General features: G+C 44.8%; 11 protein-coding genes. 8 read left to right on the forward strand and 3 right to left on the reverse strand.

Features of this window, described 5'->3' with window-relative positions:
- Positions 1 to 20: 20 nt before the first annotated feature.
- From traN to KUA48_RS12695, 5 genes are read left to right on the forward strand one after another with little or no spacing between them, the layout of a single operon-like run.
- Positions 21 to 1,049: a conjugative transposon protein TraN gene (gene traN, locus KUA48_RS12675; RefSeq protein WP_218432287.1), complete on the forward strand. Its 1,029-nt coding sequence runs from the start codon at positions 21 to 23 to the stop codon at positions 1,047 to 1,049.
- 3 nt (positions 1,050 to 1,052) lie between these two features.
- A complete protein-coding gene (locus KUA48_RS12680) occupies positions 1,053 to 1,634 on the forward strand; it encodes a conjugal transfer protein TraO (RefSeq protein ID WP_218432286.1) in 582 nt (193 codons plus the stop codon).
- Positions 1,635 to 1,646: 12 nt separating this feature from the next.
- Entirely contained in the window at positions 1,647 to 2,516 is an 870-nt protein-coding gene (locus KUA48_RS12685; protein ID WP_218432285.1) for a toprim domain-containing protein, read from the forward strand.
- 15 nt (positions 2,517 to 2,531) lie between these two features.
- On the forward strand, positions 2,532 to 3,023 hold the full coding sequence (locus tag KUA48_RS12690; protein WP_371833711.1) for a DUF3872 domain-containing protein: 492 nt from the start codon (positions 2,532 to 2,534) through the stop codon (positions 3,021 to 3,023).
- Positions 3,020 to 3,505, forward strand: coding sequence for a lysozyme (locus KUA48_RS12695; protein ID WP_218432283.1), 486 nt, complete (start codon positions 3,020 to 3,022; stop codon positions 3,503 to 3,505). Before KUA48_RS12690 ends, KUA48_RS12695 begins: the two co-directional genes overlap by 4 nt.
- 832 nt (positions 3,506 to 4,337) lie before the next feature.
- Here KUA48_RS12695 and KUA48_RS12700 read toward each other — a convergent pair.
- From KUA48_RS12700 to KUA48_RS12710, 3 genes are read right to left on the reverse strand one after another with little or no spacing between them, the layout of a single operon-like run.
- On the reverse strand, positions 4,338 to 5,615 hold the full coding sequence (locus KUA48_RS12700; protein WP_218432282.1) for a PcfJ domain-containing protein: 1,278 nt from the start codon (positions 5,613 to 5,615) through the stop codon (positions 4,338 to 4,340).
- Positions 5,612 to 6,037: a PcfK-like family protein gene (locus tag KUA48_RS12705; RefSeq protein ID WP_004312216.1), complete on the reverse strand. Its 426-nt coding sequence runs from the start codon at positions 6,035 to 6,037 to the stop codon at positions 5,612 to 5,614. Before KUA48_RS12705 ends, KUA48_RS12700 begins: the two co-directional genes overlap by 4 nt.
- 23 nt (positions 6,038 to 6,060) lie before the next feature.
- A complete protein-coding gene (locus KUA48_RS12710; RefSeq protein WP_068856519.1) occupies positions 6,061 to 6,300 on the reverse strand; it encodes a hypothetical protein in 240 nt (79 codons plus the stop codon).
- Between the two features lie 677 nt (positions 6,301 to 6,977).
- Here KUA48_RS12710 and KUA48_RS12715 point away from each other — a divergent pair.
- The 3 genes from KUA48_RS12715 (at position 6,978) to KUA48_RS12725 (ending at position 11,150) form a co-directional block, all read left to right on the forward strand.
- On the forward strand, positions 6,978 to 8,201 hold the full coding sequence (locus tag KUA48_RS12715) for a site-specific integrase (protein ID WP_022459668.1): 1,224 nt from the start codon (positions 6,978 to 6,980) through the stop codon (positions 8,199 to 8,201).
- Positions 8,198 to 8,572 (forward strand): hypothetical protein, encoded by a 375-nt coding sequence (locus tag KUA48_RS12720; RefSeq protein WP_038606222.1) that lies wholly within the window; start codon positions 8,198 to 8,200, stop codon positions 8,570 to 8,572. The genes KUA48_RS12715 and KUA48_RS12720 overlap by 4 nt, the downstream gene beginning before the upstream one ends.
- 1,123 nt (positions 8,573 to 9,695) lie before the next feature.
- A complete protein-coding gene (locus tag KUA48_RS12725) occupies positions 9,696 to 11,150 on the forward strand; it encodes a hypothetical protein (RefSeq protein WP_089545425.1) in 1,455 nt (484 codons plus the stop codon).
- The last annotated feature ends 567 nt before the right edge of the window (positions 11,151 to 11,717 follow it).

The following is an 11,717-nucleotide window of genomic DNA, read 5'->3' on the forward strand; positions in this document are numbered from 1 at the left end:
TTAATTAAAAGCAAACTAAAATGAAGAAGACAACAATCATGTTCGCCCTTATGCTGGGCGTAGCCTGCACTGCATCAGCGCAGAAGACAGGCAAGAAAAAAGCGCAGAAGTCTGTAAAGACTGAGCAAGTAAGCACTGTTTCTTCCGACCAGGAAGAGAAACTGACCTTGACCAAGGAGGTGTATCCGCAGAAGGAAGAGAACTGCAACCTCTATCACGGCTTGACCAAGAAGCTGACCTTCGACCGCATGATTCCACCTCATGGTTTGGAAGTGACTTATGACAAGACGGTTCATATTCTCTTTCCTGCCTCTGTCAAGTACGTTGACTTGGGATCAGAGGATTTGATAGCTGGCAAGGCGGACGGTGCGGAGAATGTTATCCGTGTAAAAGCAGCCGTGAAGAACTTCAAGAAAGAGACCAATATGAGCGTCATCACGGAGGATGGCTCATTCTACACCTTCAATGTGAAGTATGCCAAGGAACCGCTCATGCTCAATATCGAGATGGCGGACTTCATCCATGACGGTGAGGCGGTGAACCGTCCGAACAATGCGCAGGAGATTTATCTCAAGGATTTGGGCAAGGAAAGTCCCATGCTGGTACACCTCATCATGAAGTCAATCCATAAGGAGAACAAGCGCAAGGTGAAGCACATCGGCAGCAAGCGTTTCGGAATCCAGTACTTTTTGAAGGGCATCTATGTACACAGCGACTTGCTGTATTTCCACACAGAAATCAAGAACCAGAGCAACGTGCCGTTTGACGTGGACTATATCACGTTCAAGGTGGTGGACAAGAAGGTGGCGAAGCGAACCGCCATTCAGGAGCAGGTACTTCTTCCTGTCCGTGCCTACAACTATGTGGTGCGTGTGGCTGGCAAGAAAACGGAGCAGACGGTGTTCTGCTTGCCGAAATTTACCATTCCCGACGACAAGGAGCTTGTCGTGGAGATGAACGAGAAGGAAGGCGGTCGCCATCAGTCGTTTGTCGTGGAGAACAGCGACTTGGTGCGAGCTTTGACAATCAACGAACTTAGCGTGAAGTAACGGATGAAAAGAAGAAACATTGCAATCATGGCAATGCTTGCCCTCACCGCAGGGCAGGCATTCGCCCAAAGATGTCTTCCTCAGATGAAAGGCATTGAGGTGAAGGTCGGCATGGCTGACGGAGTATATAACGGCAAGAAGTCCTGCAAAGCTGGCTATTATGCAGGTCTCGGACTTTCGAGCTATACCAAGGGTGGTGACAAGTGGACGTATGGGGCGGAATATCTGCAAGTACATCAGCCTTACCGTGAAACTTCCGTTCCAATGGCACAAATGACGGGCGAGTTCGGTTATTCCTACAACTTCCTTTCCGACAACAGCAAGACGGTGCTGTTCTATATCGGAGGTACGGCACTGGCTGGCTATGAGTCCGTAAACTGGGGCAAAAGAACCATGTCGGACGGAGCGACCTTGCAGAACAAGGGAGCGTTTATCTATGGCGGTGCCGTGGCATTGGAAACGGAAATATACCTGTCGGATGCTATAGCTTTGACCGCTTCCGTTAAGGAAAGGCTTGTTTGGGGCAACAGCACGGGACATTTCCACACGCAGTTTGGCATCGGCATGAAGTTCATCATCAACTAAAACAGTGAGCCTATGGACATCAATGAAATCAAACAAGTGCCTATTGTGGACTTTCTCTATGTTCTCGGCATTGAGCCTGTCAAGCACAAGGCTTCGGGACTTTGGTATCATGCGCCATACCGCAACGACCGCAATCCTTCGCTTCGGGTATCAACGGACAAGAATGTCTGGTATGACTATGGCATCGCCAGAGGTGGTGACATCTTCAACCTCGCAGGGGAGTTCATCAACAGCAATGAGTTTGTGGCGCAAGCCAAGTTCATATCTGAAACACTTGGTGGCAGCTTCCCAACATCGTTTCCGCATCATCAAAGAATAGCGGAAAAGGCTGTGAAGGCGAAAGGCAATCCCTTTAGTGATATTGTGGAAAAGCCTTTGAGTCATCCTGCACTTCGGCAGTACTTGCGTGAGCGTGGCATATCAGCTGACGTGGCGAGCCGTTTCTGCTGTCAAGTGGAATACCGATACAATGGCAAACAGTTCTTTGCTGTCGGTTTCAAGAACAACAGCGATGGCTACGAGATACGCAACCGTTTCTTCAAAGGTTGCGTGTCGCCAAAGGACGTCACTCTCATTGGCAGGAACAACAACGTCTGCCATCTGTACGAGGGTTTTATGGATTTTCTCTCTGCCGTAATTCTTGACATAGGTCGTGGTGAGGATCATATTATTCTCAATTCGGTGACTAATATGCAAAAGGTGCATCATCTTTTAGATGGCTATGCACAAGTGTATTGTCACTTGGACAATGACGAGGCTGGCGAGAATGCCTGTGTCGAATTGCAAAAGCGATATGGCAATAAGGTCATTGACCATTCGCATCTATACACAGGTTACAAGGACTTGAACGAGTACCTGATGAGCCATAAGACAAGAAAGTAACAATCATTCAAAAACATCAAGACAATGAAGAAGAACAATAAAATCAAGAAATCAGTGAGCGTATTGGCATTCCTTTTCGTGTGTGCCGTGTCGGTAATCCTTTCATCGTGCAGCGATGAGCTGGACATTCAGCAGTCGTATCCGTTCAAGGTGGAGACGATGCCTGTGCCAAAGGACATTGTGCGTGGACAGACCGTTGAAATCCGCTGCGAGTTGAAGGCGGAGGGAAAGTTTGACGGCACCATCTATACCATCCGCTATTTTCAGCATGACGGAAAAGGTTCGCTGAGAATGGAGAACGGAACGGTGTTCCAGCCAAACGACCGCTATCTGTTGGAGAACGAGAAGTTCCGTCTTTACTACACTTCGGCAAGTACGGAGACACAGACGCTGACCGTGGTGGTAGAGGACAACTTCGGCAAGTCATACGAAATGGAGTTCTGTTTCAACGATACTGATGAGGAGGAAGAGTTTGCGAGAAGTGCCAACAAACTCGGTAGCGTATGAGGTTGATGATATTGTTAGCCTTGCTTCTTGTATCGGGCAGCTTGTCTGCCCAGACGCAAGGGGCGATAAAGCGAGTTTGTCATGTGTCACGTTTTGAGTTGGCTGTCGCCTGCATCAAGAAGTACGAGGGTCTGCACGGACCGAAGCACCATCCTTATGTCGGATATGGGCACAAGCTGTTGCCTGGCGAGCGGTTCTCTCCAAAAATGACGGAGCGGCAAGCCGATGCCTTGCTGCGCTCTGACCTCAGAAAGCTTTGCGCCATGTTCCGTGGTTTCGGTCGTGACTCGCTGCTCTTGGCTGCACTTGCCTACAATGTGGGGTGTGGAAAGGTGATGAAAAGCCGGATGTATGCCAAGATGCGAAGTGGCAACAGAAACAGCTATCGTGACTATGTGGACTTCAAAAGGTGGAATGGAAAGATAGTGCCTTCCATTGAGCGAAGAAGAAAAATGGAGTATCTGCTCTTGTTTACTCCATAGAATAAGGTTTTATAAAATAGGACAGTCCTTTTGATTGGGGGCTGTCCTTTGTTCTTGTATGCTCGGCATGAGCTTATTCTAATGGGTGCAAGTCCCTAACGAGCCCTAATAGCGGGAATCGTATAGCCAATAGCAAGGGTGTCCATCGTGAGGTGGAATCTGAAAGAAGCTGGCGGCAAACATCTGACCTAACGCACAGAAACTTCATACAAGGCATTTGACCATGGATGAGATTGCAAGACAAATCAAAGTCCCATAGCTATTCGGAATGGTTGGTGTAAATGAAGTGGGTATAAGATGGAAAGAATAAGCCCTTATCCGAGGAGGTCTCACGGACGCATGGGTGAAGATGAATAATTCGATGTACAATGACGGAGTAAAGCTTGCCGTGAGAAGTCAGCAGAGGTCATAGTACCCAAGGCACGTGTGCTTATAGGGAAGGACTGAATCGTGCAGTGCAATAGTAAATGAATGTTACCTTGTGAGACTCCTCGTCAGATGTCCGAAAGGAACTCTCTATTCAAGACGATAGGACGGAATCCGACAATAGGATAGAAGTGACGCTACTCATAGGGATAACTGAAATCAACTTGCCACACATCGCAAGATGAGAAAGCACGAAACCGCCGTATGCGGAACCGCACGTACGGTGGTGTGGGAGGTCGGTAAATGTGAAAATAGGAGGCAAATGCCTTTTATGACTAGCATTTACCTCCTACCCGATTGCAAGCATCGCAGATAAGGAAAAGGCGGTTTCTTTGCCACTTTCTTTTCCGCTCCTCGGCTCAAGAAAGTGGCGGAACGAATTTTCATCGCTCCGCCGATATGGATTTTATGTTGTTGCAACCATTCGTTGCTCTATAAGTCTTGCATTGCTGTTCACCAAGTTGATGATGTCGGCATGGTGCTCGGTGTCCTTGTTCTGTAGTCCGTGGCATTGTACGACTTTCATCTGTTCGAGTGAAAACTCCACGGTCTCAACCCTTTGTTCGGCTATTCTTGCTGAGAAGATGATGCAGTCGGGATTGAGTGAATAGTTTGTACCGCTGCCTACGCAATGATGCATCGCCTTGCCCTCAAGAACGTGCTCCCTGACGCTTTCAAGCATTCTCACCACGATATTGCCGTCCGTGAACATCAAACCGAAGAAACGGCTCTTCATTTCCTTGAACTTGTCCTCGTTCTTCAATGCCTTGCGTATCTCCTCCTCGGTGCGCTCCTTTTCTTTCTTGGCTCTGATTTTCTCGGATATTCTGTCGTGCTCGGCTTCAAGGTTGTCGGGGCAAATGTAATGTGGACTTCTGATGTCCTTGCCCATTTCTACCAACATACAGATGTAGTCCGCCCATTTGCCGATGTCTGTAATAAGGTAATGGTTGCGGTTGGCTATCTTGTAGGCATTCCAACAAGTTTCCAAGTGCCGTGGGTGGTCTGTGAAGTGGCGGACGTGTCCGTAACTACATTGTTTCATCATCGTTTCGATGCGGTGGTCTGTCAGCATCGCCTTGAACAATGTAAGCGGTTTGATGCCGTGAAACGCTCCGTCAAAGCCGTTGCGCCATATCTGAGGAATGACTTTCATATCGGGGCAGACCGGAAATGAAGCAATATGCTGATAGGTGGTGTTGTCCCTGCGCAGTTCAATGTCGGAGTCGTAGCAGAACGTGTCCATATAGATACCCATTGTGCGCTTGCGTGCCATAACCTCCACCTTGCCTTTTTCGTTCATCCAATAGCGTGCCACCTCCCAACAATTGATTTCTGCCTTTTGTCCCTTGCGGTAATAGGCTTTCATCTGAAATGCTCGCATAAGTTGTAGTCCCTTGCGCTCGGAGAGTACACTGAAATAGGTAGAAGATATTGCCTTCTGTCGCTTGGTGCGTTGCACTTCCAACTTTGCCTTACACTTCGGACAGACACATTTGTCCGCATCCTCGTCCGTAGTCCAAGTGTGTCCGCAGTCCATGCAGGTGGTCTGTCCGTGCTTCAACTGAAAGGCATAGTGGTCAAGACATTCACGGAATGCCCATTGCATTTGCGCTCCCTTGATAGGTCGTAACCCCTTGTTTGAGGTTACGACTTGCTTCTGATATTTCGTTCTTGGTTTCATAACGTGTCGAATAATGATGGTTGGTGTACTTCTGTTTCCGTTCTCTGTGAGGTGCGCTTGGCGGTATCTCTGTTACGCATCTTGTTCATCTGCTCTTGCTGATATTGGCGGATGGCTTCCTGTCTTGCCTGTGCCTTCTCCTCCTCTGTGAGTTCGATGTGGTGGTTAACAGACACTTGGCAGTTCAATGGTTTGCCGACCTCGATGTCCTTCTCCTCGTAGTAGTGGATGGCTTGCCCATATATCTCGTCATCGCAAAAGCCGTTGCAACCGCTCTTCTGTACCCAATTAAGGATATAGGTGACGCAATCGTCTATGTTCTTGTCGGGGTTGTCATACTTGGCTGCAAAGAGTTCGTCCTCCATTGCTCGCTCCTCCAAATAGGCTTGTATGGTTCTCTTGAAATATTCTGTAGTGTTCATATCTGATGTTGTTAAAGGGGTTGTTACTCGTGATAGATGATGTCGCAGTCCTCAACTTCTGTAGGCAGTCCGAAGAACGGATAACGGCTGAAGTAAGGTTCTGTGCACATGTCCTCGTTGTATCTTGGACTTACTATCTCAATATTGTTCTTGCGCATGGCTTCGTCCACCATACGGATTTCCTCGTCAGTCAGTCCGCTTGCATCGCCATTGATGATGTAGCAGAGTGCCCATGTAGGTATCGCTTCAATGCTTCTGTTCATATCGCTTGTACTTTAAAGTGTTAATAACCAAATGAATGTTCCAATCAGTACCACCATAGAAAGAATGGAAATGATGATGCCGAAGATGAACTTCACAATTCCCAATATGACTTCACCGACCATGCAGAGAGCCATATATCCCAACCAAACCACCAAAGTGATGAGGGTTGAGCCGACTGCGGAGAGTAATCTCCACCAAGTCTGTGTTATATTGATGTTTGTTGTCATATAGCCTTGAATTAAATTTATTTGCGGTTCCAGGAGCTGAAGGGAAGTTCTCGTTTCTTCACCTTTTTGTCGCTCCCTTTTCCGACATTTTTTTTGCGTCTTCCTGTCGCATCGGTCGTTTCGTTTCAGGTGCCTTTCAAGGGCGGCGAGGCTGGAAATACAAGGTTTTTCGGAAAAAGAATGACTAAAAAAGCAAAAAATAGCAGATTTGAGCTTTTGTTTTGAGTTTCAAGTGGTTGTGGCAGTCGTTGGCTTTTTGTGGCATTCGTGAGGAAATGCGAAAATGGCGGATTTGAGAAGTAGAAACGCTTTCAAGTCATTACCTCAAAGAAACGCTCTAATAAGCATTTTTAACGGCTTCGGTTTTTACTTCTCAATTCTGCACAGGTTGTGAATTTGCCATGCAACTCTCATGATTTAATTTTGCACAGAACAAAAAGCAAGGAATTATGAGAAGTACATTCAAGACAGTCTTCTATGTAAACGGAAGCAAGGAGAGAAACGGAATTGTCCCTATCATGGGACGTGTGACAATCAACGGAACTATCGCACAGTTCAGTTGCAAGCTGAGCGTGACCAAGGCGATATGGGATGCCAAGGGCAACAGAGCCAAAGGCAGAAGCAAGGAAGCCAATGAGGTGAACTTTGCGCTTGATAACATCAAGGCTCAAATCGCTAAGCATTACCAACGGCTTTCCGACCGTGAGGCGTTCGTTACCGCTGAAATGGTGAGAAACGCATATCAAGGCATAGGTACGGAGTATGAGACATTACTCAGAGCTTTTGACAAGGAGAACGCAGCCTTTGCCCAACGCGTGGGAAAAGACCGAGCTGTCCGAACCTACCGCAAGTATCTGACGGTAAGAAAGTACGTTGCCGAGTTCATCAAATTTCAGTACAAGCGCAGCGATATGTCCATGAATGAGCTTACCGAGGAGTTCATCCGTGATTTTTGTCTGTATTTGAAGAATGTCATTGGACTCACGCAATCTACCATTTGGATATACTCCATACCATTGAAGCATATCGTCACGGCAGCACACTACAACGGCAAGATACAGAGAAATCCGTTTGCCATGTACCACGTTGACCCAGACCACAAGGAGCGTGAGTTCTTGACAGAGGAAGAATTGGACATATTTGCAGGAATAGAGTTGGAAAATCCCAACTTTGCTTTTGCGAGAGACTTGTTTATGTTTGGTTGTTGGACAGGTATCTCTTTCGTTGACATCAAGAATCTTACAGAGGACAATGTTGCCATTATAAGTGGGTCTCCATGGATAGTTTCTCAGCGTCAAAAGACAGGCGTACCATTCAAAATTAAACTGATAGATGCAGCCATACAGATAATTGAACGTTACAAGCCATTGAGAAAAGATATGCACTTGTTTAATATTGGCTCACTTGACATGGTAAACAAGCGTATAAAGAAAGTGGCAAAAATGTGTGGCATCAAGAAGCGAATTTCATTTCATGTCTCCCGGCATTCGTTCGCAGTTTTGGCTTTAAACTACGGTATGCCGATAGAGAGTGTAAGCAAGATACTGGGACATACGGACATCGCCACAACACAAATTTACGCAAAGGTGACAAGTACTAAATTGGAGCATGACATATCAGCTTTTGAAAGTCGAATCAAGGGGCATATGCCGACAATGGGGGGAATGGCATGAAAAGGACTGTAATCACCGTGGACGGAAATGGAATGTTATCCATTCCGTCCAACTTGCAAGACTTGTGGATGAGTGAGGGTGAATTGGTTGATATGCTTCATGTCACCGCCATGAAACTCCATGCTGTGATAAGGTCAATATACAAGGATGGTTTATTGACGGTGTCGGAAGTCCAACAGAAACAGGAAACTTCCAATGGCATTTGGCAAACGTTGTATGGCTTTCCGATGATTGTTGCCCTTTGCTTCCGTATAAACTCATACGGGGCAGCTCGGTTTCGTGCCACCATCTTCAAGAGATTGTATGGGGCAAAAGAGAAAAGTAGTGTCATCATCCTACAACTCAATAGAAGAACAACCGCCTTTAGTTGAATGTCCTCTTGCTTGTTTGTTGGCTTGGCGCTGTCGTACTGTCGTGAATAAGTACTGAAGCATAAGCATGACATTCTTACTTGTAGGGGGATGAGTTCTGTTCATAAAAATGACGGACAAAACACCCCTTATTTTTGTTGAATTGTTGAATATGATGAAAGAAGTATTGAACATCAGGTATTTACGGCTCAACATATTCTCAACAAATCTCTCAACAAAAGAAAGATAATGTTGAAAAGAGAAAACCATGAACACCATTCCTTTCTTTCTTTTTTGCCCAGTAATTTGTTGTGTAGAGCTATTTGTTGAGAGTTTGTTGAGGGTATAAGTGGTTGGTTCTCATAAAGATAACACCTATCTTCAACAATTCAACGTTTTACATGCCCTCACTTGGTACGCTGTAAAATGTGCTTGTGGATTAATTGGCAACCGCTCTATTCTCCGAAATGGTTGCAGCAACGTTCCTTGGAGGCTTTGCGCCTCCAGCCACTTGGGCGAACCTCCGCAGTGTTTTAGCATGGCATTAGATTTATGCAGACTATACCGAGGACCCACAGCACACATAACACACTCGGCATAGTTCACAAAGGAAATCAACAACACACAACTGAAACACTTGGCAAGTTTCACACTGAAAATATCACCTGTTCCTTTGCAAACTCCATGTACAAAGTAGCTTGTGTCTGTGACCTTGTTCTTTCAATGTGGCAGCTTTGATGTTTGGCGCAAATTGAGAGAATTAAGGTCTGCAACCTTGGGCATGGAAAGCCGAAAGGCAAATATCTCGTCTTTTGTTCTTAGAGGAGGGAGCGAGGTTATGTTTTGGGAACCCCAAAACGCCTCGCTCCACCATGAGGGCGAAGAAATTTTGCTCCCAACGGTTGCAGAAAGTGAGTGTACCAACTGTAGGCAGTGCATAGAAATATGTAAATAGATTTGTCAGGTGTAGTTTATTCTTCCTTTATTTGCACAAAAGTATGTTTTGAGTGTTATAAAAAATAAAAAAATGCACTATTACGTTGATACTTTTGTATTTTTGCACTCAGTTATCTTGGACAGCAGAATTTGAAACACTGAAAATCCGTAATCTGTCTATATGTAAAATCTTTAAATTTGGATTATTATGACTAAGAAGTTTTGGTTAATAGCACTCATCGTAGCTTGCACTGTTGTATTTGGCAGTTGCGATAAGTCTGAGGAATTGAGTGTTGAGCAATGTAAGTTGGATATGAATCTATTCAACCAAACCTATACTGTTAATGATGAGGGGTGCTGTGTGCTAAAAGGGAGAAAGCCAATAGCAGCAGAAGAAATACAGAGTAAGGTCAAGGGCTATGGTTGGGAGAGTATTGCCACTTATGAGGTACAGGAAAACGGAAAGTTGAGCAAGGAGGAATTTTGGAAAGACAGATTTGGTGGCAGCCCTACACACTTTTGGTTTGAGACATCACAGCAAGCTTTTAGTTATTTTTATAGTGATGCCTTGCCAGCCTTTTGTTTCAGTCGTGTATCATGGACTTATGACATGGACAAAGGCTTCATACTGTTTGGCAGCAACAAGCAGACAACAGACAGCAGATACATGCAGATTCTTAAGCTTGACGAGTCGAATGGCAAGACCTTAATGTACACCATACAAAAATTGGGAGCGACGAGTGATGGCAGCAATGGTTACAAGTCTATATATGGCATGATTGTATATAAACGCATGACCGAAACCGATTTGGAAATGATGAAGAAAAGTTACACGTATGATACGGATATTGACCGTTCTGTTCCCGACAACTGCAAGTTTAAGATTAAGGCATACTATGCAGAAGACGACAAAGACAACACAGACCCTGTGTTTCAGACCTTCTGCCTTGTAACATTTGAGCTTACCGATGAATATGGTTTCAACTCTTCAGATAATGCCTATTACAACTACTACGATTCAATTACTTGGACGAGTGATTGTCGTGATATGCCAGATAGCTTTGGAATCATGGAACGTAAGACAAACTGTTTGAATACTTCCTATTGGTGGAGCACATACTTCTTCACGCCTCATGACAATACTATTGTCTATGCCAATGGCTATAAAGATGGCCGTATTGTCTATCAAGCCCGAAAGAGGCTCTATTTGGTGAATGATGGATTCTTTGGTTACGATTGGGATAACGTAAGGTATAATTCCAAGAACCCCGAACTAACAGAATATTGCTTGCTGGACAAGAGCCGTGAGTTTATCCTAACTCCACCTACTGCCTACAAAGAAGACATTACAAAACCGTATGCAGAGTTACGTATTGTACTGAAAGGAGCAAAAGACAAAAACGACAAGGAATATATGTTAGGCGTGCTTGAACGTGAAAGAGAAGGTCTGTTGAAGATTATGGACCAGTACTATGAAGCACATAGTACTATAAAAGAAACAGAAAAGGCTTCGCTGTGTAAAACGTTTAAGGCACTACCCGAAGATGCTGATATTAAAGCATATTGGCGTACAAAACATTCTCGCATGGTACTGATACTTAAAACTGACGGGGAAGACCCTATAAACAGTGAATACTATGTGCATGCGGAACCAATTAAATGATAAATAAGTTTAATGTGGACAACAATAGTCATAAGGCGAAGTTAATCTTTGTTTTATGACTATTGTTTTTTTGCACCAACATAGTGTGGTTTCATTTTTATTTTGTATTTTTGCAACTGTAAAGAGTTGTTAGGCAAAGCAAACATATGCATATTGCAGAAGTTGTGACTATTGCCAAATCATTACCTCTATTGAGGTTGAACACTTATAAATCGCTCATTTTAAGCTATTCAGCAGATTATAAAGAATTTTTCGGAAAAATACTACCCAACGGTGTGGAGATTTTTTCGAAAACCGAAGGCTCGACCTTTTATTTCCAAAGCCCGCTGCCATACCTTTGCACCTGCACGATAACGGTTGATGCCAAAAGGAAAGACCCTGTGGAGGAAAGAAAATCAGAGCGGCAAATGAAAATAGAAACTTCACGGAAGTTTTTGGACTGCACGATTATCGCATACTCATTTCTGAGAAATGGATACAACTTCGTCTTGCAAATGTTTTGGAAAATGGAATTTGTATATGTTGGAACATGCAAAACAAAATTGTACGGCAAATCAAGGAATGGTG

This window comes from Segatella copri, assembly GCF_019249795.2.
Classification (GTDB): domain Bacteria; phylum Bacteroidota; class Bacteroidia; order Bacteroidales; family Bacteroidaceae; genus Prevotella; species Prevotella copri_B.

What these genes read in the sequence shown, in the direction of transcription:
- traN (WP_218432287.1), top strand. Translation starts at nt 21, where the DNA reads ATGAAGAAGACAACAATCATGTTCGCCCTTATGCTGGGCGTAGCCTGC.
- KUA48_RS12700 (WP_218432282.1), bottom strand. Translation starts at nt 5,615, where the DNA reads ATGAAACCAAGAACGAAATATCAGAAGCAAGTCGTAACCTCAAACAAG.
- KUA48_RS12685 (WP_218432285.1), top strand. Translation starts at nt 1,647, where the DNA reads ATGGACATCAATGAAATCAAACAAGTGCCTATTGTGGACTTTCTCTAT.
- KUA48_RS12705 (WP_004312216.1), bottom strand. Translation starts at nt 6,037, where the DNA reads ATGAACACTACAGAATATTTCAAGAGAACCATACAAGCCTATTTGGAG.
- KUA48_RS12715 (WP_022459668.1), top strand. Translation starts at nt 6,978, where the DNA reads ATGAGAAGTACATTCAAGACAGTCTTCTATGTAAACGGAAGCAAGGAG.
- KUA48_RS12680 (WP_218432286.1), top strand. Translation starts at nt 1,053, where the DNA reads ATGAAAAGAAGAAACATTGCAATCATGGCAATGCTTGCCCTCACCGCA.
- KUA48_RS12710 (WP_068856519.1), bottom strand. Translation starts at nt 6,300, where the DNA reads ATGAACAGAAGCATTGAAGCGATACCTACATGGGCACTCTGCTACATC.
- KUA48_RS12720 (WP_038606222.1), top strand. Translation starts at nt 8,198, where the DNA reads ATGAAAAGGACTGTAATCACCGTGGACGGAAATGGAATGTTATCCATT.
- KUA48_RS12725 (WP_089545425.1), top strand. Translation starts at nt 9,696, where the DNA reads ATGACTAAGAAGTTTTGGTTAATAGCACTCATCGTAGCTTGCACTGTT.
- KUA48_RS12695 (WP_218432283.1), top strand. Translation starts at nt 3,020, where the DNA reads ATGAGGTTGATGATATTGTTAGCCTTGCTTCTTGTATCGGGCAGCTTG.